Origin of the sequence: Sphingomonas sp., from assembly GCF_017745215.1 — a bacterium.
GTDB lineage: Bacteria > Pseudomonadota > Alphaproteobacteria > Sphingomonadales > Sphingomonadaceae > Sphingomonas.
Window position 1 is genome coordinate 23,766 of sequence record NZ_JAGHZV010000011.1, and the last position, 25,665, is coordinate 49,430.

A 25,665-nucleotide genomic window follows, 5' to 3' on the forward strand; every position below is an offset into this window, starting at 1 on the left:
TCTATGGCGGAGTCGCGCTGACGCGTTTCTGAATTGGGCTGTCAGCCAATTGTAAGCTTGGTTAACCCGCCGGCGCGGCGCGACTGGCAGCGGGGGCGTCCTCGTCGTCGCTGCCCGGACCGGGCTCCTCGCCGCGCGCGATCCGCGCCGCGCGTCCGATCGCGTCGAGCAGCCGCGGGTAAATGCCGCAGCGGCAGATGTTGGGGATCGCTTCCTTGATGTCGTCCTCGCTCGGGCTGCGGTTGGTGCGCAGCAGGATCGAGGCGGCCATGACGATGCCGGGGATGCAATAGCCGCATTGCGGTACGTTGCCGGCGATCAGCGCCTGCTGGACGGGATGGCTGCGGTCGGCCGAGAGCCCCTCGATCGTGGTGACGAACGTGCCTTCGAGCGATTCGATCGTCTCGAGGCAGGCGTAGCGCATCTGCCCGTCGACATCGACGATGCACGCCCCGCAGTCGCCGGTGCCGCAGCCATATTTGGTGCCGGTGAGGTTCGAGGCGTCGCGCAGCGCCCAGAGCAGCGGCGTCTTGGGGTCGAGCTTATAGGCGACCGGCTTGTTGTTGACCGTGAAGCGAGTCATGCGCGGGGTCTAGCGTGATTTATCGGCATTCCGAAGGGCGTTGTGCCCGCGTCCGCTCAGCTACCATCGTCATCCCGGCGAAAGCCGGGATGACGACTGATGGGCGGGGACCCTCGCTCAATTCCGCCAGCTCGTGTCCTTGCGGTCGAGCAGCCGGACCATCGCGGCGAAGTCGGGCGCGCCGGGGCCGCCGGGGAGCTGGACCTTCGAGATGTCGCGCTGGTGGATCGCCACGACCTCGTCGGACACCAGGATCGGCGCGCCCATCGACAGCGTCGCCATCTGGATCTCGCAGGCGCGCTGCAGCGCCCAGTGCATCATGAAGGTCTCGGGCACGCTGCGGCCCATCACCAGGATGCCGTGGTTCTTGAGGAACATCACGCGCTTGCCGCCGAGATGCTCGATCAGCCGCTCGCCTTCCTCGGCGCGCACCGTGACGCCTTCGAAATCATGGTAGGCAATCTGGCCGACGAAGTTGCACGCGTAGAAGTTGATCGGCTGGAGCCCGCCCTCGAGCGCGCTCACCGCCATGCCCGCGGTCGTGTGCGTGTGCGCGATACAATGCGCATCGGGCAGATGGCGGTGGAACACCGAATGCTGGGTGAAGCCCGCGAGGTTCACCGGATAGGGATTGTCGTCGAGCTTGTTGCCGTCGATGTCGATCTTCACGAGGTTGGAGGCGCAGACTTCGCTGAAGTGCAGGCCGAAGGGATTGATCAGGAACGCGCTATCCTCGCCCGGCACCTTCAGCGTGATATGGTTGTAGATCATCTCGGACCAGCCGAGCATGTCGAACACGCGGTAGCAGGCGGCGAGCTGCTGGCGGGCCTCCCATTCGGCGTCGCTGACGCGCGGGCGGTCCTGGAGCGCGGTGGCCATGATCCTCTCCTCAGAGTCTTTTTCGTGATTCGGGTATGCCATGAGGGGAGGGGGCGTGCCTAGAGCCCTCCCAAGAATCGTCATCCCGGCGAAAGCCGGGACCCAGGCAGCAAGCCGTGTCGCTCGTGGCTCTGGGTCCCGGCTTTCGCCGGGATGACGGTTGGAAATGGGATAGGCGCTGGTTTCCACCGGACGGGGCGCGACGGTGAAGCCCTTAGTTTCGGATCAGCGGCGGGGCGGCCCAGGGGGCGAGCCAGCCCCGGCGGACGCGGCGGAGCCTGTCCGCGCGGTCGCGCAGCGCTTGTGCCTCAGCCAGCGTCCTTGCCTCTCCGGCGAGGATGTCCAGCTCACGTGCCAGATCGAGCCTCTGTCCCATGTCCACGAGTTATCCACAGATTTGTGAACATGTCATGACATTTAACGCATTGGAATCGTAAAATATCGCCTCGAATGTGGACAAGTTCCGCCGTGGACAGTCCCAATGCGCGCCGACTCTGACAATTCGTCAGTCACCGACGCCGATATCGGGCGAAGTTCTTACGATTTCGGGTCAATCAACCGGCAGCGAGGCGCCGAAGTTCCGCTCGACGAGCGTCTTGTGGCGGATTCGTCCGCCGAGCGCCGAGACGATCATGTGCAGTGCAGCATCGAGATCATGCGCGCGGCTGCACAGGAAGATGTCGACGCAGGCCGAGCCATGTTCGGGCCATGTGTGGATCGAGATGTGCGATTCGGCGAGCAGCGCGACGCCGGTGACGCCTTGGCCGGGGCCGAAGCCGTGGAGGCGGATCTCGAGCAGGGTCGCCGCCGCGGCGGCCGCGGCACGCGCGAGGCAATCGGCGATCAGACCCTCGTCGGCGAGGTGCGAACAGCCTTCGAGGTCGGCGATCAGATGGTGGCCCTGGTGCATGCTACTCACAACAGACTCGCATGCGCATGGCCGAGCCGCGCCATCGCGCCCTCGGCGGCGCGCACGCCATGATAATGGGCTTCCTCGAACAGCGAGAGGCCCGAGAGGTCGCTGTGCGCGAGGAACAGCGGCGGCTCGGGCTGGACCCCGTCGCCGCGCCAGAGGAAGCCGGGCGTGGGGCGGATCATCGCATGACCCCAGCGCCACAGGTCGATCCGCCGGATCGCGCCGTCGAGGTCGGGGTTGGTGAGGAGGAGGTCCTCGCGGACGATGCGCTTCCAGTCCTCGGCGGGCCGCGCGAGCAGCAGCCGGCGGGCGTCGGCAGGCGGCATGTCGGAGAGCGGGAGGTACCAGGTGAGCACGCTCGCGCCCGCAATCGCGTCGGGGCCCTGGTGCGTCGCGACGACATAGCCGAGCGAGTTGCTCGTGCTCGACACATTGTCCCAGGCGAGCGGCACGCCGGGGCCCTTGGGGAGCCGGTCGACGGTGACGTTGGCGATCAGCCAGGGCGCGTAGCTGAACCCGTCCGCGCTTCCCAACTCGGGGCAGACGCGGACCGCGACGAAGTGCGGCATCGCGAGGATCGCGGCCCTGGCGCGGGTGCGGGTGGTGGTGTTGGTCGCGACGTCGAAGCTGTCGACGAGGATCGCATCGTCGTCTCGCAAGACATGATGGACGATGCGGCCGCCGGCGATGCGGTCCGCGAACAGCCCTGCCATGCGCGCGACGAGCCGGCCGTTGCCCTCGGGCCAGGTCAGCTCGTTGCCGCCGGCACCTTCTGCCGCCCAACCGCGGCGCGCGGCGAAATAATGGATGCCGGCCCAGGCCGAGACTTCGCCCGGCTCGGTGCCGTAATCGTCGCGCATCGCGTAGCGGACGTGCGCGCGCAGCACCGGCGAGTGCCACCCCTGCGCGTCGAGCCAGACGGAGAAGCTCTGCCGGTCGAGCGCGGTCAGGTAGGCATCGCGCGAGCTGTAGGCCATCGGCACGGCGAAGGCCGGCTTGCCGTCGGTGCCGATGCGCTTCGAATAGCCGGCCATCGCGGCTTCGAACGCGGCGAGGTCGCGCCGGTCCGTCGGCGAGAGGCCGGTGCGCGGGATCAGCCCTTCCTGCCAGCTGCCCTGCCAGAACAGCCGCTCTTCGAGGTCGGCGCAGAGCTGGGTCGGGTCGTAGACCGGCACGCCGTTCGCTTCGCCGGTGATCATCCCGAACTGGCCGAGCATGTTGCGGAGCGCCCGCGCTTCCTGATTGGGCACGGGGAGGTAATGTGCGCCGAGCGGATAGGCCGAGACCGCGTTGCGCCCGCTGCGCGCATTGCCGCCGACGCGGTCCTCGAGCTCGAGCAGCCTGAAGCGCGTGAAGCCGGCGTCGTGCAGCCGCCAGGCCGCCGAGAGCCCCGCCACGCCGCCGCCGGCGATCAACACGTCGACCTCGTCGGTCCGGCTCGGCGCGGGGAAATCGCCCTGGCGGAGGCGATGCCCGCGCGCGAGGTCGGCGCCCTCGAGCGTGCCTTCGGGCAGCGCCGGCTCGTGCAGCGCATAGGCGATCCCGCCCGCGCCCGCCGCGCAGGCTGCGGCGGCGCCCAGGCCCAGCACCATCCGCCGGTCAGCCTTCATAGCGGCTCCAGGCGTCGGCGAACTCGCGGACGAGGATCTGGTTGTCGAGCCGGTTCACCGGCGTCGGCCGCCGCGCCATGTCGGGCGGGAAGTCGAACATCAGCGGCTCGCTCACCGGGGTGAGGAAGCGCCCGCGGGGGAAGCGCACGGTCGTCGGGATCGGCCCGGCGGCGGCGAGGACGAAGCCCCATTCGCCGAAGCTGGGCACGTAGACGTGGTAGCCGCGCGTCTGCAGCCCGGCGGCCTCGAGCGTCGACGCGACCGTCCAGAAAGCCATCGGCGCGACCAGCGGGGAGGTGCTCTGCACCACCATCACGCCGCCGGGCGCGAGCAGCCGGCGGACGCCGCGGTAGAAGGTCTCGGTGTAGAGCTTGCCCACCGAATAATCGACCGGATCGGGGAAATCGACGATGATCGCGTCATACTGCCGCCCCTGGTGCTCGCGTACCCAGCGGAAGCCGTCGGCGTTGATCACGTGCATCCGCGCGTTGGTGAGCGAGCCATGGTTGAGCTGGGTGAGCATCGCGGTGCGCGAGAACAGGCTGGTCATCTCGGCGTCGAGGTCGACGAGGGTGAGATGCTCGACCTGCGGGTAGCGGAGCACCTCGCGCGCCGCGAGCCCGTCGCCACCGCCGAGGATCAGCACGTTCCTGGGGTTGGCAACGCGGCCCATCGCGGGGTGCACCAGCGCCTCGTGGTAGCGATATTCGTCGCGCGACGAGAATTGGAGGTTGCCGTTGAGGTACAGCCGGATGTCGTCGCCGTGGCGGGTGAGCACGATCCGCTGGTAGCGCGTCGTCTGCGCATAGATCACCGGCTCGCCGTAGACCGCGACTTCGGCCCAGCGCTGGAGCCGGTCCGACGCGACGAAGCCTACGCAAAGCAGCAGCAGCACGACGATCGCCAGCACCTTCTCGAGCCGGAAGCCCGAGGCGCGCGGCAGCACCATCAGCAGCGCCAGCGCGACGCCGCCGTTGGCGATGCCGAACAGGAAGCCGGTGCGCATCAGTCCCAGGTGCGGCATCAGCAGCAGCGGGAAGAGCAGCGACGCCGCGAGCGCGCCGACATAGTCGAAGGTCAGCACGTTCGACACGACTTCGCGGAAGTCGAAGCCCTTGAGGATCCGCATCAGCAGCGGGATTTCGAGCCCGACGAGGAAGCCGATCGCGAGCACGAGCGCGTAGAGCGCCACCCGGAAGTCCTGGACGAGCGGGAAGAGCAGGAACAGCGCTGCCGCCGAGCAGCCGCCGATGAGCGCGATCAGCAGCTCGGTGCGGACGAACAGACGGAGCTCGTCGCGCTTCACATAGCGCGAGCACCAGCTGCCCACGCCCATCGCGAACAGATAGGTGCCGATGACGGTGGAGAACTGCGTGACGCTGTCGCCGAGGAGGTAGCTGGCGATGGTGCTCGCGAGCAGCTCGTAGATCAGGCCGCAGGTCGAGACGACGAAGGCCGAGACGAGCAGCGTCGTCGCCGGCGCGGAGGCAGTGACCCTGGAAGGCGGCGGATCGCCCTCAGCCATGAATCGCGGCGGCGACGATGATCGCGAGCCCGATCGCCACCGAGCCGGCGAAGATGCCCACCGCGACATTCTGCTTGGCCTGGATCTCTTCCCAGAGCTTGCCCGGCGTCAGCAGGTCGAGGATCAGGAATCCCGCCGCGAACACGACGATGCCGATGAAGGCATAGAGCAAGGTGCTGAGCAGCGCGGGTAGCGTGGTGACCATGTCCGTCTCCCCTTTTACTTGTGGGTGGGTCCGTAGAAGCCCGAGCCGCGCGGCGCGCGGCCGCCGTCGGCGAAGGGCGAATAGGCGAAGCTGCCGGCGACCATGAACAGCGCGACGACGCCGAGGCACCAGAGCGAGAACAGGAAGGTGCCGCGGTTCATTCGTCGTCGTCCCCGCTGCTATTGACCATCGCGGCGATGCCGGTGGCAGGGAAATCGCTCTGGCCCTGGCGCGCCTGCTCGAAGCGCAGATGCCGGTAGGCGCCCCATATGAGCGGCAGGAACAGGATGATCAGCGCCAGGATCAGATTGCCGAAGAACAGCCCGCCGCGGCTCACCTCGATGGCGATCTCGGGCTGGTTGTCCCGCGCCATCCAGCCCTGCGACGGGCCCTGGAGCAGATAGTCGTAGGTCGCGCCCCAGACATTGCCCTTATAGTCGACCACCAGGTCGTAAGTCCCCGCCGGCACGGTCGCGACCGCGACCTGCGCGCCGCGGCTGCCCTCGGTCCAGTAGCCGTCCGAATCGTGCCCCGAATAGCGTTCGGCGGCGGCATAGGCCTGGTAGCTCTGCTGCGTCTTGCGATCGACGAGCGAATAATCGAGGTCGACCCAGCCGTTCTCGAGCTTGGGCACCTGCGCACGGATGTTGACGCGCTGATAGGCCCCGCCCAGCACGATCGGCCCGATCGTCGCGGTCTGGTCGTGCCCGTCGGCGGCGATCGGCAGCGCGCCTTGGGCGAGTTGGGTCGAGCCGCTGAGGAACACGGTGACCAGCATCAGCAGCAGCGCCACCGCGATCCCGATCAGCACGCCCTGGCGGACCCAGGGCCCGTGCGGTGAGGATGCGTGCGGGGGCGGGGGCCAGGGGTTGCGCGGCGCGTCCACGCCGAACGCCGCCTTCATCACCCTGGCGTCGAGCAGCTCGAGCAGGGTCCAGCTGACTTCGTTGCCATTGCTCTCGCGCGAGAGCATCCAACCCGGGCGCACCCAGTCCGCCCCCTCGACGCGCTCGCCGACGCGGACCTGCCAGTAGAATTCGCCCACCACGCTGTCTACGCTCGCGCTGCTGTCCGCGAAGAAGCGCGTGAAGTTCTGCCCGCCGACGCCCAGCGTGTCGTAGGTGACATAATCCGGATTGACGGCGAGCATCTCGCCGAAGCTCCACGCGCCATTGGCGTTCACCAGCCAGCGATAGCCGTGATAGGGGTTGAACAGCAGATATTCCTGCCACGGATAGGCGCCGTCGATCGAGCGGCGCATATGGCCGATCGCTTCCCATTCGACGCCCTCGATCGTGCCGCGCGTGCCGAGCGGGATGTCGAGCCCCCACGCTTCCTCGGCATAGCGCGTGATCAGCCTGACCGCCGGTTCCGAGACGTCGAGCACGCTGGAGCAATATTGGCAGCCGACCGACACCGAATAGCCCGCCGCGCGCAGCTCGATCGTGCCGCCGCACGCCGGGCAGCTCAGCGCCTGCGCCGCGGGGGCGGGCGGCAAGGCGATGTCGTCAGCGGGCATAGTCGGGCATCGCCCAGCCTTCGAACGTGCGCAGACCCTTGGGCTTGAGCTCGGCCAGCGTCACATAGCGGCCGGTGTAGAAGGTCGCTTCATTGGCGTCGCGCTGGAGCGTCGCGCATTCGCCCGCGCGGCCCTTGAGGTCGACGCTGTAGAGCTTCCAGCCAGGTGTGGGCGTCCAGGGCAGCTCGCCCTCGGCAGCGAGCAGCACGACGCGGCGGGCGTCGGAGACCTGATATTTGGTCCCGTCGATCTGCGCCTCGGTGCCCGGCAGGGCCTCGCCGCCCGAGATGACCCGCTTGAGCGCCTTCGCGCGCGCGGTCTCGATCGGTGCGTCGCGGAGCAGCATGAACTGGCCCATCGCGTCGCCGAGCCAGGCACTGCTGCCGTCGGCGAACAGCAGGAACCATTCGTTCCACGACCCGTCGGTCCACGCCCAGCGCACGCGGCCCAGCACGTCGAAGCTTTGTCCATCGGCTTCGCCGCGCATCCCGACGCGTACCGGGCTCACGTCGAACGGCACCGCCGCGCTCTCGCCGGCGACGCCGACGCCCGCGTCGCTGCGCACCAGCAGGCTGCGGCAATAGTCGCAGACGCGCGACGGCAGCGCGGCCGAGCGGAACACGACTTCGGCGCCGCAATTGGGGCAGTTGACGGTCAGGCTCATGGGGTGTGTTTCGGCCTCAGCGGATCCGGCCCAGCAGCTCGGCCTTCTTCGCGTCGAACTCCGCCTGGGTGATCGCGCCGACAGTGAGCAGCTTGTGGAGCTTCTCGATCTGGCCGAACGCGTCCTCGCCCGCCGGGCCGCCCATCGCGGCACCACCGCCACCGCCGAGCCCGCCGGCGAGCACCTGGCCCATCGCGAGCCCCGCCGCGGCGCCCGCACCGGCGCCGGCGATCCCGCCGGACTGCGCCGCCGCGGTCTCGATCGCCTGCGCGCTCTGGAAGCGGACGAACCGGTCGAGGTCGCCGACCAACCGCATCGAGCTCGCCTTGTCGAGATATTCCTGGACCTCGTCTGGCAGCGACAGGCTCTCGACGAAGAAGCTCTGGCAGCTGAGCCCCCATTGCGCGAACGCAGGTTGCACAGCAGCCTTGAGCTTCTCCGAGAGCGCGCCCTGGTTGGCGGCGAGGTCGAGGAAGGCGATGTCGCCGCCGCCGAGCGCGCTCGCCAGCTCCGAAGCGATCGCGCCGCGCAGCTGCGGCTCGATATCGGTGACGGTGAGCCGCTCGAGCGAGCCCATCATCTTGGTCTCGAACACCGGCACGTCGCCGATGCAGAAGCTGTAGCTGCCGAAGGCGCGAATGCGCAGCGGCCCGAACTCCTTGTCGCGCACCGTGATCGGCTGCGCGGTGCCCCACTTCAGCCCGATCTGCTCCTTCAGCGAGTAGAAATAGACGTCGGACTTGAACGGCGAGGCGAAGCCCTTGTCCCAATTCTGCAGCGCAGTGAGCAGCGGCAGGTTCGAGGTCTCGAGCTTGTAGAGGCCAGGCGTGAAGGCGTCGGCGATCTGGCCTTCGTCATGGAAGAAGGCGATCTGGCCGGCGCGCACGGTCAGCTGCGCGCCGTTCTGGATCTCGCGATCCTGCATCGGATAGCGGATCGCGAGCACGCCGGGCTCGTCGACCCATTCGATGACGTCGACGAACTGCTTGGAAAGAAAGTCGAGAATGCCCATCGGGTCCCTCCATGAGGCCTGCGATGATAGAGGCTCGGGGGAGGGGGCGAAATAGAAATCGGTTCGCGGAGGGTCCGGTTTCCCCCGCGGCGCTTCAGATCGCGAAGCGCGCCGCCAGCAGGGACAGCAGGAAGGCGGCGAGCGTCGCGGCCGCGAGGACGAGCAGCGGCCTGGGGCCGGTCTCGAGCAATTTGGGCAAGGGGGAGCGGATCGCCGTCGCCGTGACGGCGGCCGCGAGCATCACCGCTGCGGCGTCCGAGGACAGCGTCGAGGCCAGGGCGGGAACGAACCCCAGCGAATTCGCGCCGGCAAGAAGGAAGAAGCCGAGCACGAACCAGGGAACATGACCCGCCCCGGCGCCGCCGTCCCCCCTGGGAAGGAACAGCGCGACCACGGCCAGCACGGGCGCGAGCAGGGCAACGCGCGTCAGCTTGACGATCGCAGCGATCTGGCCCGCCTCCTCGGAATAGGCATAGCCAGCACCGAGCGACTGGGCGACGTCGTGGATCGAGGCGCCGAGCAGGAAACCCGCGCGCAAGTCCGACAGGCCGAGGGCGTGCGCCGCGATCGGATAGGCCACCATCGCGGCCGCGCTCATCGCCGAGATGCCGACGAGCACGATCGTCAACTGCGACTCGCTGGCGCGGCGCGGGCCGAGCGTGGCGGCGAGCGCCATCGCCGCGCTCGCTCCGCAGATCGCGACGGATCCTCCCGCGAGGATGCCGAAGGCGGTATCGAATCCCAGCCGCCGCGACGCGACGATCCCGACGCCGATCGTCGCGGTCACGATCCCCATGATGCACAGCAGCGCGACTGGCCCGAGGCCGACGATCTGGCCGATGGTGACGCGTGCGCCGACGAGCACGATGCCCCAGCGCAGCAGGGCGCGCGATGCGAAGGCGAACCCCGGCTCGAGGCGCGCGTCCGCGGACAGGAAGTTGAGCGCGAGGCCGAGCAGCAGCGCCATCAGGGTGAGCGGCGCGCCATAATGGTCCGCGATGAAGCCGGCCGCGAGCGTCCCCGTCGCGACCACGGTGAGCCCCGGCACCAGGCTGCGCCACCCGACGCGGATGTCCGGGGTCCCCTCGCCGTCGAGGCCCGCAGCCGTCGTGGTCGGCACGGCGCGCTACTCGCCCGTCTCGGATGCCGGCACGTTGCCGTCCGGCATCGGCTCGCGGCGGCGATGCGTGACCATGTGGCGGTGCAAGCGGCGGATGATGTCGCTGCCGGTCGTCCTGAACAGGCCGGGCAAGATCGCATGGATCATGCAGGCGAAGCCGGCCGCGAACAGCATGGCTCCGAAACCCGCCGCCACCACGAGATGCTCGCGATAGCTCTCGCCGACGGAGCGGGGATGATCGAGGAATAAGCGGTGTAGCATCCGGAACTCCTGCTGGATGCCGCGATCCTAAACGTCGTCAGCGGTCGCTTGGTTCTTTTTTCATCCCCATTCCTTCGATATGGGAGAAGGCGATCTTGGGATTACGGGGTGTATGGAGGATATTGTTCTCGACTCTATGGATCGTCGCATCCTGGCGATTCTCCAGGAGGATGCGACACTCCCCATTTCGGAGGTCGCCGAGCGCGTCGGCCTGTCGCAGACGCCGTGCTGGAAGCGGATCAAGCGATTCGAGCGCGATGGCGTGATCGAGCGCCGCGCCGCCATCCTCGACCGCGAGAAGCTGGGACTGGGTGTCACGGTGTTCGTCGCGGTCCGCACGGCGCACCACACCGACGAATGGCTGCAGGCCTTCTCCGAAGGCGTGTCGCTGATGCCCGAGGTCGTCGAATTCTATCGGATGAGCGGCGACATCGACTATCTGCTCAAGGTCGTCGCCCGCGACATCGCCGATTACGACCGCATCTACCGCAAGCTGACCAAGGTCGCGCCGCTGCACGATGTCAGCTCCTCCTTTGCGATGCAGGAGATCAAGTCGACGACCGCGCTGCCGCTCTCGGCCTGAATGTCCCCGCTATGGCGGGCTCCCGCCGAATCTCGCCCCACCTTGCGCGGGACCCTGGCCGGGCCTATGGTCCGCCCGCCTATCGAGAGGCATACGGTCCGCGTAAAGGGCACAGCCCGCTCGAACCTGTGGTTGGGACCTGCTGTGCCTGACTTCCTGCCCGATCGTGCGGACCCCGGGCGCAACGGAAGAAAGGTCCGTCGTGTCCAGCCGTTCCGCGGCAGCTGCCGTGCAACATCTGCCTGAGCGCCCGAGCCTCGAGCACCTGAAGCATCAGGCGCGGAGGCGTCTCGGCGAATTGCGTGCCCTCGATGCGAGTGTCAAGCTTGTCGAGGCGCAGCTCTCGATCGCGCGCGATTACGGATTTGCGAGCTGGCGCGCGCTCAAGGCGTTCGTCGATCGGGCGTCGCCCGACGGGCCTCGCGCAAGCTGGCTGGGCTTCTACCGCCACGATCCCCGGATCATGACCAACGCGGCCGTCGCGGTCGTGCGGCACGAGGGGAGACTGTGGTTCGAGACGGCCACCGGCGAACGGCTCGAGTTGCGGGACCCGGGGGATGGTCGCGCGCTGATCAGCGGGCTCGAGGGCCATTTCACCTTCGAGGCCGACGGTCCCGGGCCGGCGCGCGCGCTCCTCCACCATCGCGCGGATCGGACCGTGCGGCTCGAGCGCACCGATGCGGCGACCGGCAAGGCCATGCGCGCCGCGGCGCGCGCTAGCGAAGCAGACCAGGCCAGGCCGCGCGTCGAGGTTCCGCTGCCGCTCGAGATCCTCCAGCGCTATGTCGGCCACTATGCCTCCGCGGTGGGCGTGGCCCTGCGGACGGGCATTCGATACGGCCGGTTGATCGTTCAGGTCGCCGGTCAGCCCGAACTCGAGGTGATCCCGGAATCGGAGACGCGCTTCTTCTATCGCCAGCTGCCGGTACAGCTCAGCTTCCTCGTCGCCGAGGATCGGGCCACCGCTCTGATCGTCCACCAGAACGGCATCGAGCAGCGGCTCGACCGCGTTTCCGCCGAGGAAGCCGAGCAGGCGACGGCCGGCATCCGCGAGCGCCTCGCCGAGCAGCAGCGCCCGCGGATTCCGGTCGCGATCGATCGGGCGATCCTCGGCCGCTATGTCGGCCGCTACCGCGTCGATGCGGCGCGGACCCTCGACGTCACCGCCGAGGACGGGCGGCTGTTCATCGAGATCACCGGCCAGCCCCGCTTCGAGGTTCATCCCGAATCCGAGAGGCGCTTCTTCTGGACCGTGGTCGCGGCCCAGATCAGCTTCGTCGCCGATACCGCCGGCGCCGCGACCCATGCGGTACTGCACCAGAACGGGCGCGACCTGCCCATCACCCGACTGCCCGACGAAAGGACCCCGGCATGAATGCCCCTGTTCTCTTGCTCGACGACGTGACCAAGCGCTTCGGCGACTTCACCGCGGTCGATGCGTTGAGCTTCGCGGTGCCTGAGGGCGGCGTTTTCGGGTTCCTCGGCGGAAACGGTGCGGGCAAGACGACGTCGCTGCGCATGACGCTCGACATCGTGCGCCCGACGTCGGGACGGATCGAGGTGCTCGGTGCCGCGCCCAGCCGCGAGCATGCCGCCCAGATCGGCTTCCTGCCCGAGGAGCGCGGCCTCTATCGCGGGATGAGCGTGCTCGACACCGTGATCTACTTCGCGCGGCTGAAGGGCATGGATGCGGCATCGGCGCGCAAGGCGGCGACCGCGCTGCTCGAGCGGCTCGATCTCGCCGACCGCCTCAAGACGCGGATCGGCAAGCTCTCCAAGGGGCTCGCGCAGAAGGTCCAGCTCGCTACGGCGATCGTGAACACGCCCAGGCTGGTGCTGCTCGACGAGCCCTTTTCGGGGCTCGACCCGGTCAACCAGGGCGTGCTCGAGGACGTGATCAAGGACCTCGCGCGCGGCGGCTCGACGGTGATCTTCTCGACGCATGTCATGCAGCATGCCGAGCGGCTGTGCGACCGGCTGCTGTTGCTCGCGCGCGGCAAGAAGGTGTTCGAGGGCACGCAGGACGAAGCGCGCGGCGCGCTGCCCAGCCGGCTGACGCTGACCAGCCGCGGCGATCCGGCCGCACTGCCCGGCGTTGCTTCCGCCACGCCGACCGGGGCCGCGGCCGACGGATGGACGAACTACCAGCTGGCCCTCGCCCCCGGTGCTTCGCCCGGCGACCTGCTCGAGGCCTGTACCGGCCAGGGCTTCGCGCTGCGCAGCTTCGACATCCATCGACCCACGCTCCACGAGGTGTTCATCCATCTCGTCGGCGGCGACCAGGAGATCGTGAAATGAAGGCCGTCCTGCTCGTCGCAGTCCGCGAGATCCGCCAGATCCTGGCGACGCGCGGCTTCTGGGTAATGCTGCTCATCGTGCCGGTGGCGCTCGCCGCCTCGATCGTCGCGAGCACGCTGATGGCGCCGCAGCCGACGGTCGCCTACACGCTGGTCGACGCCTCCGGCCGCTTTGACAAGCGGATCCAGCAGCGGCTTGAAATCGAGCACCAGCGCGACGTGCTTCGTGCGCTTTCGTCTTATGTCGAGCGCTGGAAGCTCGGCGGGGTGGCGCCGGGCGAGCCCTGGGCGCAACCGGGTGCGTGGATGGCCGATGGCGCCGTGCAGCGCTTCGTCGCCGAAGGCGGCGTCGCGGCGGCCGAGCGCAGGATCGCGCCGCATGTTCCCCGTGAGGCACCCCCGTTTAAGGCGCCGGCCCGCGACTTCGTGCGTATCCCGCCGCCGCACGGCGCTTCCGCAGGCCAGGGCGCTGCCGCGTTCGGCGCGGCGGTCGCGGATCCGCTCAAGGGGGATGTCGAGACTCCCGAGGGCAAGCGGCCGTTCGCGCTCGCGGTCTATATCCCCAAGGATTTCGGCACGTCGCCGACGGCAGTCGTGCAGATGTGGACGAGCGGGCGCTATCCCGCCGGGCTGATCGAGCCGATCCGCGCCGAGCTGACGAGCGCCCTCCGCCTCCAGGCATTGCAGGCCGGCGGCCTGTCCCCGCTCGCTGCGGCGCAGGTCGAGACGCTGGTCGCGCCGGTGCGCGTCGCCGAGCCGCCGGCGGGGAAGGGCCGAGGCCCGATCGTCACAAAGTCGTTCGTGCCGCTGGCCCTGGTCTATCTGCTGCTGATCACGGCGATCACCACCGGCTCGATGATGCTCCAGGGCGTCGTCGAGGAACGCTCGAACAAGCTGCTCGAATCGGTGCTCGCCTGCGTGCGACCGACCCAGCTGATGCAGGGCAAGCTGCTGGGCCTCGGCGCGGTCGGGCTTGGCATCATCGCGGTCTGGGCAGGCTGCGCGGTCGCGGCGGCCTTCTCGTCGAACGGCTTCGTCGCCGACGTGCTCCGTCCGTCGATCGAAGCGATCGAGGGGCCGTGGATCGTACTCGCGATGCTCTTCTACTTCCTGGCCGGCTATCTGGTGCTGGCGATGCTGTTCCTCGCGATCGGATCGCTCAGCGATTCGATGCAGGATGCGCAATCCTATCTGATGCCGGTGCTGCTTCTGGTGATGATCCCGGTGATGATCATGATGCAGGCATCGCTGCGCAGCCCCGACGCGCTGATCACGCAGATCCTGTCGTGGATCCCGCTCTACACGCCGTTCGCGATGCTCGCGCGGCTCGGCACCGGCGTATCGCTGGTCGAGGTGATCGGCACGACGATCGTGCTGCTCGCCTTCGTCGCGCTCGAACTGGTCCTGCTCGGCCGCCTGTTCCAGGCGAGCCTGCTCAGCACCGGCCAGCCCGTCAGCATCGGCGCCTTCACCAGGTTGCTGCTGCAGGCACCGGAGAAATGACCTTCCGCTTCGCACGCCGTGCGCACTGATCCGGTTCGAGAGGACATCGAAATGCCTTCCTTCCGATTGCTCCTGCTGATCATGTCCCTCTTCGCGGGGTTCGCCGTGAGCAAGCCCGCGCTCGCCCAGGCGGTGCCCGATCCCGTGGGGGATTGGAACGGCGTCCTGACGACGCCGCGCGGCGGCCTCACGCTCATCCTTTCGATCAGCCGCTCGCCCGACGGTTCGCTCAAGGCCGACCTGGAGAGCCCCGACCAGGGCTCGGGCAAGATCCCCGCCATCGCCGCCCAGGCGCCGGACGGGCAGCTCTCGGTCGAGATCAAGGCGATCGGCGCCACCTACAAGGGCAGCTGGAGCGTCGCCGACCAGGCCTGGAACGGCACCTTCGCACAGGGCATGGACCTGCCCCTCAAGCTCGTGAGGGGGCTGCCCCCGGCCAGGCCGGTGATCGCAGGGTTGGACGGCGTGTGGTCCGCCAAGGTCACGCCCAACGGCGCCACCCTTCGGCTCGTGCTGCGGATCGTCACCGGGCCGCGGGGCACGATCGCCTCGCTCGATTCGCCCGACCAGCTCGCTTATGGCCTGCCCGTACAGGATCTCGCGCGCGACGGCAGGAAGATCCGCTTCAGGCTCGCCGTCGTGGGGGCGAGCTACGAGGGCACGCTGTCGGACGATGGGCAGCGGCTTGCCGGCACCTGGACCGCGCCCAACCGGCCCGCCGACGACGTCGTCTTCACGCGCGGCGTTGCCTCGGCCGCGAGCACGCCGCCGAAGCGCCCGCAGACGCCGCGGCCGCCTTTCCCCTATTCGGCCGAGGACGTCGCGTTCGACAATCCCGCCGAGCGCGGCGTCCATCTCGCCGGCACGCTGACCCTGCCGGCGGGGAAGGGGCCGTTTCCCGCGGCGATCCTGATCACCGGATCGGGCCAGCAGGACCGCGACGAGACGCTCATGGGGCACAAGCCCTTCTGGGTGATCGCCGACTATCTCTCGCGCCGCGGCATCGCGGTGCTGCGCGTTGACGATCGAGGCGCGGGCAAGTCGACCGGCGAAGTGGCGAAGGCGACTTCGGCGGACTTCGCCACCGACAGCAACGCCGCCTTCGCCTATCTGCGCGCCCGCAAGGACATCCGGCCCGACGCGATCGGGTTCATCGGCCACAGCGAGGGCGGGATGATCGGCCCGATCGCGATGGCGACGAACAAGGAGGTCGCCTTCCTGATCATGATGGCGGGGCCAGGCACCGGACTCGAGCAGCTGATGCTCTCGCAGCGCCGGCTGATCGGCGCCAGCATGGGCCAGAGCGAGGCCGAGCTGGATCGTGCCGCACCCGTCTGGGCCGCGCTGTACAAGGCCGTGGCGAGCGGCGCCACCTATGAGGAGGGGCGCTCCGCGGCGCTGGCGGTGCTAACGCCCGAGGCGCTGGCGGCGATCGGCGTGCCGGCCGGCACCGACAGGCAGCTCATCCTCGCCCAGCTCGCGACGCCCTGGTTCCGCTATTTCTTCCGCTACGATCCGGCGCCCAATCTGCGCGCGATCCGGGTGCCCGTGCTGGCGATGAACGGCAGCCTCGACCGGCAGGTCCCCGCCGGGGAAAACCTGCCTGCGATCCGGGCCGCGCTGAAGGACGACAAGGACGTCACCATCGTGGAGCTTCCCGGCCTCAACCATCTGTTCCAGACGGCGAAGACCGGCGCGGTCGGCGAATATGCCGAGATCGAGGAGACGGTGGCACCGGTCGCACTGGAGAAGATGGCGAGCTGGATCAACGCGCGCTTCCCGGCGAAGTAGGCGACCGCAGCCGGATTGCCCACCAGCTGTGTTGCTCGGCCAGCGGAAGCCAAGGCGCGCACGCGGATAATGCGCGGAATCCTGTTCGCGCTGCTTCTCGAGAGCCCCGCGCCGTGCTGGAGGCACCCCAAACGACGCGGACGATCGCGGAACATTTCGCGATCGAGCCAAATTAAGCGGAGAATTGGCTCGAACGGGCCTGTAGCCTCGGAGAAGTCGCGCTCGACGGCGACCGACGATGGGTGCGAGCCGGGGCGTAGACAGCCCGGCGAACTTTAAGTCATTGAAATCGCTGGTGACCCCTACGGGACTCGAACCCGTGTTTTCGCCGTGAGAGGGCGACGTCCTAGACCGCTAGACGAAGGGGCCGTGCGGCGGAGAGGCGGGCATCTAGGGGGGCGCGGCGGCGCCGTCAAGCGCCCAATTCCGGGCTCAGGCCGCCACTTTCCGCCGCTCCGCCATCTCCTCGTTGAGCATCTCCGCCAGCAGGAACGCCAGCTCCAGGCTTTGCGCCGCGTTCAGCCGCGGGTCGCAATGCGTGTGGTAGCGGTCGGCGAGGTCCTGCTCGGTCACGTCGATCATGCCGCCGGTGCATTCGGTGACGTTCTGCCCGGTCATCTCGCAGTGGATGCCGCCGCCGAACGTCCCCTCGGCGCGATGCACCGCGAAGAAGCCGCGGACTTCGGCGAGGATGCGCTCGAAGGGGCGCGTCTTGTAGCCGTTTGCCGCCTTGACGACGTTGCCGTGCATCGGGTCGCAGCTCCATACCACCGGATGCCCCTCGCGCTTCACGGCGCGGACGAGCGCGGGGAGGGCGGCCTCGATCTTGTCGTGGCCGTAGCGCGTGATCAGCGTGATCCGCCCCGGCACGCGGCCCGGGTTGAGCGTGTCGAGCAGCCGCAGCAGCGCGTCGGGCGCAAGGCTGGGGCCGCACTTCATGCCGATCGGATTGCCGATGCCGCGCAGGAACTCGACATGCGCCGAGCCTTCGAAGCGCGTGCGGTCGCCGATCCACAGCATGTGCGCCGACGTGTCGTACCAGTCGCCGGTGAGGCTGTCCTGCCGGGTCAGCGCCTGCTCATAGGGGAGGAGCAGCGCCTCGTGGCTGGTGTAGAAGTCGGTCGCCTTGAGCTGGGGCACGCTGTCCGCGTCGATCCCGCACGCCTGCATGAAGTCGAGCGCCTCGCCGATCCGGTCGGCGACATCGGCGAAACGCTTCGCCCAGGGGCTCTTGCCCATGAAGTCGTGCGTCCATTTATGGACTTGGTGGAGGTTGGCATAGCCGCCCTGCGCGAAGGCGCGGAGCAGGTTGAGCGTCGCCGCCGACTGCGAATAGCCCTGGATCATCCGCTGCGGATCGGGGGTGCGCGCCTCAGGGGTGAAGGCGATGTCGTTGACGTTGTCGCCGCGGTAGCTCGGCAGCTCGACGCCGTCGATCGTCTCGGTGTCGGCCGAGCGCGGCTTGGCGAACTGCCCCGCCATCCGCCCGACCTTCACCGTCGGCAGCTTGGAGGCGAAGGTGAGCACCACCGCCATCTGGAGGAGCACGCGAAACGTGTCGCGGATGTTGTTGGGGTGGAATTCGGCGAAGCTCTCCGCGCAGTCGCCGCCCTGGAGCAGGAACGCCTTGCCCTCGGCGACGCGCGCGAGGTCGGCGGTGAGGTTGCGCGCCTCGCCGGCGAAGACCAGCGGGGGGAACTTGCCGATCGTCGCGGTGGCGGCGTCGAGTGCGGCACGGTCGGGGTAGGTCGGCAGCTGCCGCGCCTCGAAGCCGTCGCGGCGCCAGCTGTCCGGCGTCCAGGCCGTGCCGACTTCATGATCGCGGACATGGACATACCAGTCCTGGTGATGAGCGATCCCGTTCGCGGCAATCTGGTTGACCACGGCAGCAGAGGCGCGCTTGCCCTCTTCTTCCCACCCCTGGATGGTGCTTCCGGGCGTGCCGAACCATGCGCCGAACGCCGCGCGGGAAAGCGAGCGTTCCTCGCGGAACCGGCGAATCTTGGAGCCTGCTAGCGTCGTCATGGCCGGGTCTTACTCAGTCTGGGTAAGCTGCGCAAGCTTTCCCGAGCGAAGAGGGGATTCAATGGTATTGCCGAGGCAGAAAATGGGGTGAATCGAGTGGCCGTGCCAGCTACAAGGAGGCGTATCACTTGTCTGCCGCCTTTACGCTCGCGGGGTGAGTTGTCCTACATGAGGCCCCCCGAACACGTTGGCGTCACGTACAAGCTGTCATACAGATGGGGGTTCAAGGCTCTGCGTCGCGAGGCGGCCAGTAATGTGAACGTTCACAATCAGCTTGTGCCGATCGGGATCACGAAAGCAACGAGCACTGATTCGCCATTTGACTTCCATGTTAACGTTCGCATTCGCAGCATTATGCGCGGCATGCTATGCTGCGCTGCAATATGACGTCCCTCATATTGCTTCAAAGCGTGTATATTTGCCACAGCCCGAAGGAAATCCGACGCCTCGGTAAGATAGTTGCGCCAAAACCGAACGATCCTTTCCAAATCGTGTTGACAACGTTGGCTGCGCTGATAGCGGTAACATCCGGGTGGGGTGCAATCCCGCTTATAAACCTGCCGGCGACCGTAAGGCGTACGCCGGCGTCTTGGAGGGACCTATATGAAGGGCTTTGGGCTTTCGCCGGCGCTCACGCGCTCGGCTTCTGCGCTTGCACTTGCCGTCAGTCTGGCAGTGCCGGGGGTGGCATTCGCGCAGGACAATCCGGCTCCGGCGCAATCGGACGACTCGCAGGGCGAGGAAATCGTCGTCACCGGCATCCGCGCCAGCCTCAACGCGGCGATGGACATCAAGCGCGACTCGAACGGCGTCGTCGACGCGATCTCGGCCGAGGACATCGGCAAGTTCCCCGACACCAATCTGGCCGAATCGCTGCAGCGTATCCCGGGCGTGTCGATCAACCGCACCAACGGCGAAGGCTCGCTGATCACCGTCCGCGGCTTCGGCCCGACCTACAACATGGTCACGCTGAACGGCCGCCAGCTCGCGACCTCGACCATCCAGGTCGTCGGCGGCGACGAGAATGCCGACGGCGCGCAGGGCACCAGCCGCTCGTTCGACTTCTCGAATCTCGCCTCGGAAGGCGTGAAGACGCTCGAAGTCTACAAGACCGGCCGCGCCGCGGTCCCCTCGGGCGGCATCGGCGCGACGATTAACGTCGTCACGCGCCGCCCGCTCGACAGCAAGGAAAGCGGCTTCAGCGGCAGCATCGGCGCCAAGGCGGTCTATGACACCAGCGTCAACGGCTGCCTTGATTGCGGCTCGAAGGTGACGCCGGAAGCCTCGGGCGTGCTCAACTGGGCCGATCCGTCGGGCACCTTCGGCGTCGCGCTGTTCGGCAGCTACCAGAAGCGCAACTACACGTCGATTTCGGCCACGTCGAACGACTGGAACATCATGCCTTACAGCACCTTCGTCTCGGGCGGGTTCATCCGCTCGGGCGGTGTGTGCTCGGGTGCGCCGAACTCGACCTGCTCGGTGGTGACGGGTGCGCCGTCGAACTCGAGCCAGCTGGTCGCGATTCCGAACGACAGCCGCTACCACTATGCGGAAGGTACGCGCGAGCGCATCAACGGCCAGGCGGTGGTCGAGTTCAAGCCGGCCGACAACATCACGGTCACGGCCAACGCGCTCTATGCGCAGAACAAGCAGTCGGAAGAGCGTTCGGACCTTTCGAACTGGTTCAGCCGCCCGTTCGACGAAGTCCATTTCGACAATAATCCGGTCGTCGCCACCGCCGTCTATCTTCACGAGACGCTGGGCGGCACGAAGGACGAGGGCATGGAAGCCCAGTCGCGCGCCCAGAAGGGCAAGCTGCAGGACTACGGCCTGAACCTCGAATGGGGCTTCACCGACACCTTCTCGATGAAGCTCGACGGCCATTATTCCAAGGCGTCGAGCACGCCGGACAATGCCAATGGCTTCAGCTCGACGCTGGTGGGCATGGGCGCCAACATCGTCGCGTCGCACTCGGTCGACTATAGCGGCGAGATCCCGAAGCAGGACATCACGCTGCCGGCCGGCAAGACTTTCACGGTCAACGACGTCGGCTCGCAGGTGGGGCGCACCAACACCTCGACCCAGGGCCAGAAGATCTGGGAAGGCCGCGCCGATTTCGAATGGGATCTCGGCGGCGACAGCAAGTTCGAGTTCGGCGGCAACTATCGCACGACCGACATGCTGCAGACCTTCCGCTCGACCCAGCAGACGCTGGGCGACTGGGGCATCGCGCATCCGGGCGATGTGATCCAGAAGGTGCCGGGCGGCCTCACCGCCTTCTGCCTCGAGTGCAAGTTCAGCCACTATAATCCGGGCGGGGACGCGGATTCGCAGCTGACCTTCCGCGGCAACGCGGCCAAGATCTACTCGGTGCTGTCGCCCTATTATAAGTCCCAGGGCAACAACATCGGGACGACCAACTTCCAGGACAACCGCGTCAAGGAGAAGATCTGGTCGACCTATGCCCAGGTGACCTGGAATGGCGAACTCGGCGGTGCCAAGGCGCAGATGGTGGCCGGCGTGCGCTATGAGCGCACGCAGTCGCACTCGATCTCCAACGCCGACTCGCCGGCGGGGATCATGTGGGTGTCGGACAACGACTTCACCGTCTATGGCCTGGACGGCACGCACATCACGCACCTCGAAGGCGAGCACAGCTACGACAACATCCTGCCGTCGCTCGACTTCCGGGTCGATCTGACCAGCAACCTCGTGGCGCGTGCCTCGTACAGCAAGACGATCGCCAGGCCGAACTATGGCGATCTGTTCCTTGCCACCACGGTGGGCGGTCCGCCGCGTCCGACCTTCAACGGCGGCGTGCCGAACGGCAGCACGGGCAACCCGGCGCTGAACCCGCTGGTGTCGGACAACTTCGACGTCTCGCTGGAATGGTATTTCAAGCCTGACAGCTACGTCTCGGTCGCCTTCTTCGACAAGCGCGTGCACAACTTCATCGGCCGCGGCCAGGTGACGCAGACCTTCGCGGGCCTGCGGGATCCGAGCTCGGGTGCCACGGGGTCGCGTTCGGGTTCGGCGAAGACCGCGCTCCAGGGCCTCGGCCTCGACACGAGCGACGAGAATCTGTTCGTGATGACGGCGCTGATCAACCAGACCGGCTCGGTCGCCGCCGCCACCGCGACGGTCTCCGCGCACGTCGTCCCGGGCAACCGGATCGATCCGGCCTATATCCAGACGATCAACAACACCTACGACGTTCAGGCGAATGCCCAGGACCCGCTCTACCAGTTCCTGGTGTCGCGTCCGATCAACAACAAGGACGCCGAGATCTACGGCGCCGAGTTCGCGGGGCAGTATTTCCTCGGCAACACCGGCTTCGGTGTCGCCGCGGCATACACGCTGGTGCGCGGCGACGTGGGCTTCAACAACGGGGCCGATCCGAGCCAGGATCAGTTCGCGCTGCTGGGCCTCTCGGACACGTTCAGCGCGACGCTGATCTACGAGAAGTACGGCTTCTCGGGCCGCATCGCGTACAACTGGCGTGACAAGTTCCTGTCGGGCATCAACCGCCAGGGCTCGCGCAATCCGGAGTATACCGCGGCGTTCGGCCAGCTCGATGCCAGCTTCGGCTACGACATCACGCCGAACATCACGGTGACGCTGGAAGGCATCAACCTGACCAAGGAAAATGTCCGTACCTACGCTCGCGACGAGAAGGAGCTCTGGTACGCGCAGGAACTCGATCGCCGCTTCCTGCTGGGCGCGCGCTTCAAGTTCTGAGGTCCGCCGTATCGAAAGGGGAGGGCCGCTGTTCGCAGCGGCCCTTACTCTTTTACCGGTCCGCTGCGGCGGCTTTGCCGGTTGAGCCGGTTCGCCGCTTGTTCCATGATGCCGCAGCATCCCGCGCGCCTGGCGCGGGCAGGGGAGGCGGTACGTCCGTTCCACATCGAGTAGCCCGATGACCAACCGCGTCCTCCTCAACAATGTCGACCACCCGGACCTGACCGTCGCGGTCCGCCACGGCGCCGAGTTCGGCGACCAGGTGAACCAGTTGCTGGTCTTCCCCACCGAATTCGCCGAGATTCAGCGCGAATTCCCGATCCTGTTCCAGCCGGACGGCGACGGCGGCTACAACCCCGTCGCGTTGCTGGGGCTCGAGCGCGACGAGAACCTCTTCCTCGGGCCAGAAGGCTGGGAGTCGCGCTACATTCCCGCGATCCAGCGGCGCGGGCCGTTTTCGATCGCGCTCAAGCCGGGCGAGGACGAGCCCGAAGTGATGATCGAAGTCGACCTCGACGATCCGCGCGTCGGCCGCAATGCCGGCGAGCTGCTGTTCCTCGAGCACGGCGGAAGCACGCCCTATCTGCTCCACGTCACCGATGCGCTGCGCACGATCTATGAGGGGCACCAGGCGATCGCGCCGATGTTCGCGGCGTTCGAGGCGCATGGACTGCTTCGCCCGGTCGACATCGAGATCGCGCTGAACGAAGAGCGCCGCATCCGCGTCACCGGCTATTTTGCGATCGACGACGAGCGGCTGGCGAGCCTCGACGGCGCGGCGCTCGAAGTGCTCAACCGCAGCGGCTTCCTGCGGCTGGCGATGCTGGTGAGCGCATCGCTCGCCAATCTCCAGCGGCTGATCGAGCGCAAGGGCGCGCGGGGATGAGCCTCGCGCAGGTCGCCGCGATCGAGGGCGTCGCGCCCGACGCGATCCCCTATGGCGAACTGATGGGGCGCCAGGCGCCGGTGATCCTCAAGGGTGTCGCGCAGGGCTGGCCGCTGGTCCGGCGCGGGCTCGAGAGCGCGAACGCGGCGATCGACTATCTCAAGGCGTTCGAGACGTCGCGGCCAGTGACGGTCTATGCCGGCGCGCCCGATATCCGCGGGCGCTTCTTCTACAACCAGTCGCTTACCGGGATGAACTACGACTCCGGCCGAATGCCGCTGGGCGCGGTGCTCGAACGCGTCGCGGCGCATTTCGACGACGCCGAGCCGCCAAGCTTCTACATCGGCTCGACCGACATCGACACTTATCTCCCGCGGCTGCGGTCCGAGAACGATCTGATGCTGAACGATGCGATGTTCGAGGGCAATCCCCCGATCGTCAGCATCTGGATCGGTAACCGCACCACCGCCTCGGCACATTACGACATGTCGCACAACATCGCCTGCTGCGTGGTGGGCAAGCGGCGCTTCACGCTGTTCCCGCCCGACCAGGTCGCGAACCTCTATCCCGGCCCGCTCGAGCCGACGCCCGGCGGTCAGGTGGTCAGCATGGTCGACTTCTGCGACCCCGATTTCGACCAGTATCCGCGCTTCCGCGACGCGCTCGCGGCGGCGCGGGTCGCCGAGCTCGAGCCCGGCGACATCCTCTTCTACCCCGCGCTCTGGTGGCACCATGTCGAGGCGCTGGCGCCGTTCAACGTGCTGATCAACTATTGGTGGAACACCAGTCCGCGCTTCATGGACACGCCGCAGAACACGCTGCTCCACGCGATGCTGAGCCTGCGCGACCGACCCGAGCCCGAGAAGGCGGCGTGGAAGGCGCTGTTCGACTATTATGTCTTCGGCCCTGCCGATCTGGCGGCGGCGCATCTGCCCGAGCATGCGCATGGGCCGCTGGGACCGCTCGACGAGGTGAAGGCGCGCCGGCTGCGCGCACAATTGCTCAACAAGCTCAATCGCTGAGGGGATGATCTTGGAACAGGTTGTGAAGCGCGTGGTCATCGCGGGCGGCGGTACCGCCGGGTGGGTGGTCGCGGCGGCGCTGGGCAAGCACCTGGGCCGGCTTGTCGAAGTCACGCTGGTCGAGTCCGAGGAGATCGGCACGGTCGGCGTGGGCGAATCGACGATCCCCACGGTGCGCAGCTTCCACGCGTTGCTCGGCATCGACGAGCGCGAGTTCCTCCGGGCGACCAGCTCGACCTTCAAGTTGGGAATCTCCTTCGAGAATTGGGCCGAGATCGGCGACCGCTATTTCCACGCCTTCGGCGTCGTCGGCCGTGCGATCTGGATGGGCGACTTTCACCATTTTTGGTTCCGCGGCCGCGAGCAGGGCTTCGCGGGCGACATCGGCGATTATTGCTTCGAGCTCCAGGCCGCGCTCGCCGAGAAGTTCGCGACGTCGGAGAAGGGCGGGATCAACTACGCCTATCACCTCGACGCGGGGCTCTACGCCAGGTTCCTGCGCAGCTTCGCCGAGGCCAATGGCATCAAGCGGGTCGAAGGCAAGATCGCGCGCGTCGAGCAGAACGGCGAGACCGGCTTCATCGAAGCGCTCGAGCTCGAATCGCACGAGCGGATCGAGGGCGACCTGTTCATCGACTGCACGGGCTTCCGCGGGCTGCTGATCGAAGGCGCGCTGCAGGCCGGCTATGAGGATTGGACGCACTGGCTGCCGACCAACAGCGCGCTGCCGCTTCAGACCCGGGCAGTGGGCCCGGCGCTCCCCTATACGCGCGCGATCGCGCATCGGGCGGGGTGGCAGTGGCGGATCCCGCTCCAGCACCGCGTCGGCAACGGCCTCGTCTATTGCAGCGACTTCATGAGCGACGACGAGGCGCACGACCTGCTCCATTCGAGTGTCGAGGGCGAGGTGATCGTGGCACCGCGCCCGATCCGCTATCGTGCGGGGATGCGTAGGAAGGCGTGGGTGAAGAACTGCGTCGCCTTCGGTCTGTCGAGCGGGTTCGTCGAGCCGCTCGAATCGACGAGCATCCACCTGTTCATGATCGGGGTGACGCGGCTGATCCAGCTCTTCCCCTTCGCGGGGATCACCGATTCGCTCGCCGAGCGCTACAACGAGCTGTCGCGCGCCGAGCTCGAGCGCGTCCGCGACTTCATCATCCTCCACTACAAGGCGACCGAGCGCGACGATTCGGACTTCTGGCGCCAGTGCCGCGAGATGAGCATCCCCGATACCCTCGCCGCGCGGATCGAGCTCTTCCGCGAGAACGGCATCGCCTATCAGGCGCAGGACGATCTGTTCCGCGTGGACAGCTGGGTGCAGGTGCTGCTCGGCCAGCGCGTGACGCCGAAGCGCTACCACGCGATGGGCGAGCTGCTCGGCGACGCGCAACTCGAGGAAGCGCTGGCCGACCTGAAGGGCAATATCGCCCGCGCGGTGGCGGGGATGCCGACGCACCAGGCGTTCGTCGAGGGGTATGTGACCTGACCTCCGTCATCCCGGCTTTCGCCGGGATGACGGCTCAAAG

Annotated in this window: 22 protein-coding genes and 1 tRNA gene; 9 read left to right on the plus strand and 14 right to left on the minus strand. The window is 67.5% G+C overall.

All coding sequences use genetic code 11. The features are described 5' to 3' along the window. Nucleotides 1-61 precede the first annotated feature (61 nt). From J7495_RS12515 to J7495_RS12570, 12 genes are all read right to left on the minus strand, one after another. Nucleotides 62-583: a (2Fe-2S)-binding protein gene (locus J7495_RS12515; RefSeq protein ID WP_294056852.1), complete on the minus strand. Its 522-nt coding sequence runs from the start codon at nt 581-583 to the stop codon at nt 62-64. Nucleotides 584-700: 117 nt separating this feature from the next. After that, on the minus strand, nt 701-1,462 hold the full coding sequence (locus J7495_RS12520) for a class II aldolase/adducin family protein (RefSeq protein ID WP_294056853.1): 762 nt from the start codon (nt 1,460-1,462) through the stop codon (nt 701-703). A 550-nt stretch (nt 1,463-2,012) separates the two neighbouring features. Further along, a complete protein-coding gene (gene speD, locus J7495_RS12525; RefSeq protein WP_294056979.1) occupies nt 2,013-2,372 on the minus strand; it encodes an adenosylmethionine decarboxylase in 360 nt (119 codons plus the stop codon). Between the two features lie 5 nt (nt 2,373-2,377). After that, nucleotides 2,378-3,988, minus strand: a complete 1,611-nt coding sequence (locus J7495_RS12530) for an FAD-dependent oxidoreductase (RefSeq protein ID WP_294056854.1) — start codon at nt 3,986-3,988, stop codon at nt 2,378-2,380. Next, nucleotides 3,978-5,513 carry a polyamine aminopropyltransferase gene (locus J7495_RS12535; RefSeq protein ID WP_294056856.1) on the minus strand — a complete coding sequence of 512 codons (1,536 nt, stop codon included), beginning with the start codon at nt 5,511-5,513 and terminating at the stop codon, nt 3,978-3,980. Before J7495_RS12535 ends, J7495_RS12530 begins: the two co-directional genes overlap by 11 nt. Beyond that, nucleotides 5,506-5,718 (minus strand): DUF350 domain-containing protein, encoded by a 213-nt coding sequence (locus J7495_RS12540; RefSeq protein WP_294056858.1) that lies wholly within the window; start codon nt 5,716-5,718, stop codon nt 5,506-5,508. Before J7495_RS12540 ends, J7495_RS12535 begins: the two co-directional genes overlap by 8 nt. Before the next feature lie 14 nt (nt 5,719-5,732). Next, complete coding sequence (locus tag J7495_RS12545; RefSeq protein ID WP_294056860.1) at nt 5,733-5,879, minus strand: hypothetical protein; 147 nt, start codon at nt 5,877-5,879, stop codon at nt 5,733-5,735. Beyond that, nucleotides 5,876-7,237 (minus strand): DUF4178 domain-containing protein, encoded by a 1,362-nt coding sequence (locus tag J7495_RS12550; RefSeq protein WP_294056861.1) that lies wholly within the window; start codon nt 7,235-7,237, stop codon nt 5,876-5,878. The genes J7495_RS12545 and J7495_RS12550 overlap by 4 nt, the downstream gene beginning before the upstream one ends. Next, nucleotides 7,227-7,901, minus strand: coding sequence for a DUF4178 domain-containing protein (locus tag J7495_RS12555; RefSeq protein WP_294056862.1), 675 nt, complete (start codon nt 7,899-7,901; stop codon nt 7,227-7,229). Before J7495_RS12555 ends, J7495_RS12550 begins: the two co-directional genes overlap by 11 nt. A 16-nt stretch (nt 7,902-7,917) precedes the next feature. After that, nucleotides 7,918-8,913 carry an SPFH domain-containing protein gene (locus J7495_RS12560; protein ID WP_294056864.1) on the minus strand — a complete coding sequence of 332 codons (996 nt, stop codon included), beginning with the start codon at nt 8,911-8,913 and terminating at the stop codon, nt 7,918-7,920. A 94-nt stretch (nt 8,914-9,007) separates the two neighbouring features. Further along, nucleotides 9,008-9,985: a putative sulfate exporter family transporter gene (locus J7495_RS12565; RefSeq protein ID WP_294056981.1), complete on the minus strand. Its 978-nt coding sequence runs from the start codon at nt 9,983-9,985 to the stop codon at nt 9,008-9,010. Nucleotides 9,986-10,039: 54 nt separating this feature from the next. Continuing rightward, complete coding sequence (locus J7495_RS12570; RefSeq protein ID WP_294056865.1) at nt 10,040-10,294, minus strand: DUF6356 family protein; 255 nt, start codon at nt 10,292-10,294, stop codon at nt 10,040-10,042. A 121-nt stretch (nt 10,295-10,415) separates the two neighbouring features. On the opposite strand from J7495_RS12570, the gene J7495_RS12575 reads away from it, so the two are divergent. The 5 genes from J7495_RS12575 to J7495_RS12595 all read left to right on the plus strand — a co-directional run bounded on the left by J7495_RS12575 (nt 10,416) and on the right by J7495_RS12595 (nt 16,468). Beyond that, a complete protein-coding gene (locus J7495_RS12575) occupies nt 10,416-10,877 on the plus strand; it encodes an Lrp/AsnC family transcriptional regulator (RefSeq protein ID WP_294056982.1) in 462 nt (153 codons plus the stop codon). Between the two features lie 166 nt (nt 10,878-11,043). Continuing rightward, the gene (locus tag J7495_RS12580) at nt 11,044-12,252 is read left to right on the plus strand and encodes a DUF3471 domain-containing protein (RefSeq protein WP_294056866.1); all 1,209 of its coding nucleotides are present in this window, start codon (nt 11,044-11,046) and stop codon (nt 12,250-12,252) included. Next, nucleotides 12,249-13,175 (plus strand): ATP-binding cassette domain-containing protein, encoded by a 927-nt coding sequence (locus J7495_RS12585; protein ID WP_294056867.1) that lies wholly within the window; start codon nt 12,249-12,251, stop codon nt 13,173-13,175. Before J7495_RS12580 ends, J7495_RS12585 begins: the two co-directional genes overlap by 4 nt. Further along, nucleotides 13,172-14,677 carry an ABC transporter permease gene (locus J7495_RS12590; RefSeq protein WP_294056868.1) on the plus strand — a complete coding sequence of 502 codons (1,506 nt, stop codon included), beginning with the start codon at nt 13,172-13,174 and terminating at the stop codon, nt 14,675-14,677. Before J7495_RS12585 ends, J7495_RS12590 begins: the two co-directional genes overlap by 4 nt. Before the next feature lie 81 nt (nt 14,678-14,758). Continuing rightward, a complete protein-coding gene (locus J7495_RS12595) occupies nt 14,759-16,468 on the plus strand; it encodes an alpha/beta fold hydrolase (protein WP_294056869.1) in 1,710 nt (569 codons plus the stop codon). A gap of 293 nt (nt 16,469-16,761) precedes the next feature. Here the strand turns inward: J7495_RS12595 and J7495_RS12600 are convergent. Together J7495_RS12600 and J7495_RS12605 are read right to left on the minus strand one after the other, a co-directional pair. Further along, nucleotides 16,762-16,837, minus strand: a tRNA-Glu gene (locus J7495_RS12600). Between the two features lie 63 nt (nt 16,838-16,900). After that, nucleotides 16,901-18,493, minus strand: a complete 1,593-nt coding sequence (locus tag J7495_RS12605) for a class II 3-deoxy-7-phosphoheptulonate synthase (RefSeq protein WP_294056870.1) — start codon at nt 18,491-18,493, stop codon at nt 16,901-16,903. A 603-nt stretch (nt 18,494-19,096) separates the two neighbouring features. Between J7495_RS12605 and J7495_RS12610 the strand changes: the two genes are divergently transcribed. The 4 genes from J7495_RS12610 (at nt 19,097) to J7495_RS12625 (ending at nt 25,625) form a co-directional block, all read left to right on the plus strand. Beyond that, nucleotides 19,097-22,231 (plus strand): TonB-dependent receptor, encoded by a 3,135-nt coding sequence (locus J7495_RS12610; RefSeq protein ID WP_294056871.1) that lies wholly within the window; start codon nt 19,097-19,099, stop codon nt 22,229-22,231. 178 nt (nt 22,232-22,409) lie between these two features. Further along, nucleotides 22,410-23,117, plus strand: coding sequence for a SapC family protein (locus J7495_RS12615; RefSeq protein WP_294056872.1), 708 nt, complete (start codon nt 22,410-22,412; stop codon nt 23,115-23,117). Further along, nucleotides 23,114-24,139, plus strand: a complete 1,026-nt coding sequence (locus J7495_RS12620) for a cupin-like domain-containing protein (protein ID WP_294056873.1) — start codon at nt 23,114-23,116, stop codon at nt 24,137-24,139. The genes J7495_RS12615 and J7495_RS12620 overlap by 4 nt, the downstream gene beginning before the upstream one ends. A 4-nt stretch (nt 24,140-24,143) precedes the next feature. Then, complete coding sequence (locus tag J7495_RS12625) at nt 24,144-25,625, plus strand: tryptophan halogenase family protein (protein WP_294056875.1); 1,482 nt, start codon at nt 24,144-24,146, stop codon at nt 25,623-25,625. Nucleotides 25,626-25,665 lie beyond the last annotated feature (40 nt).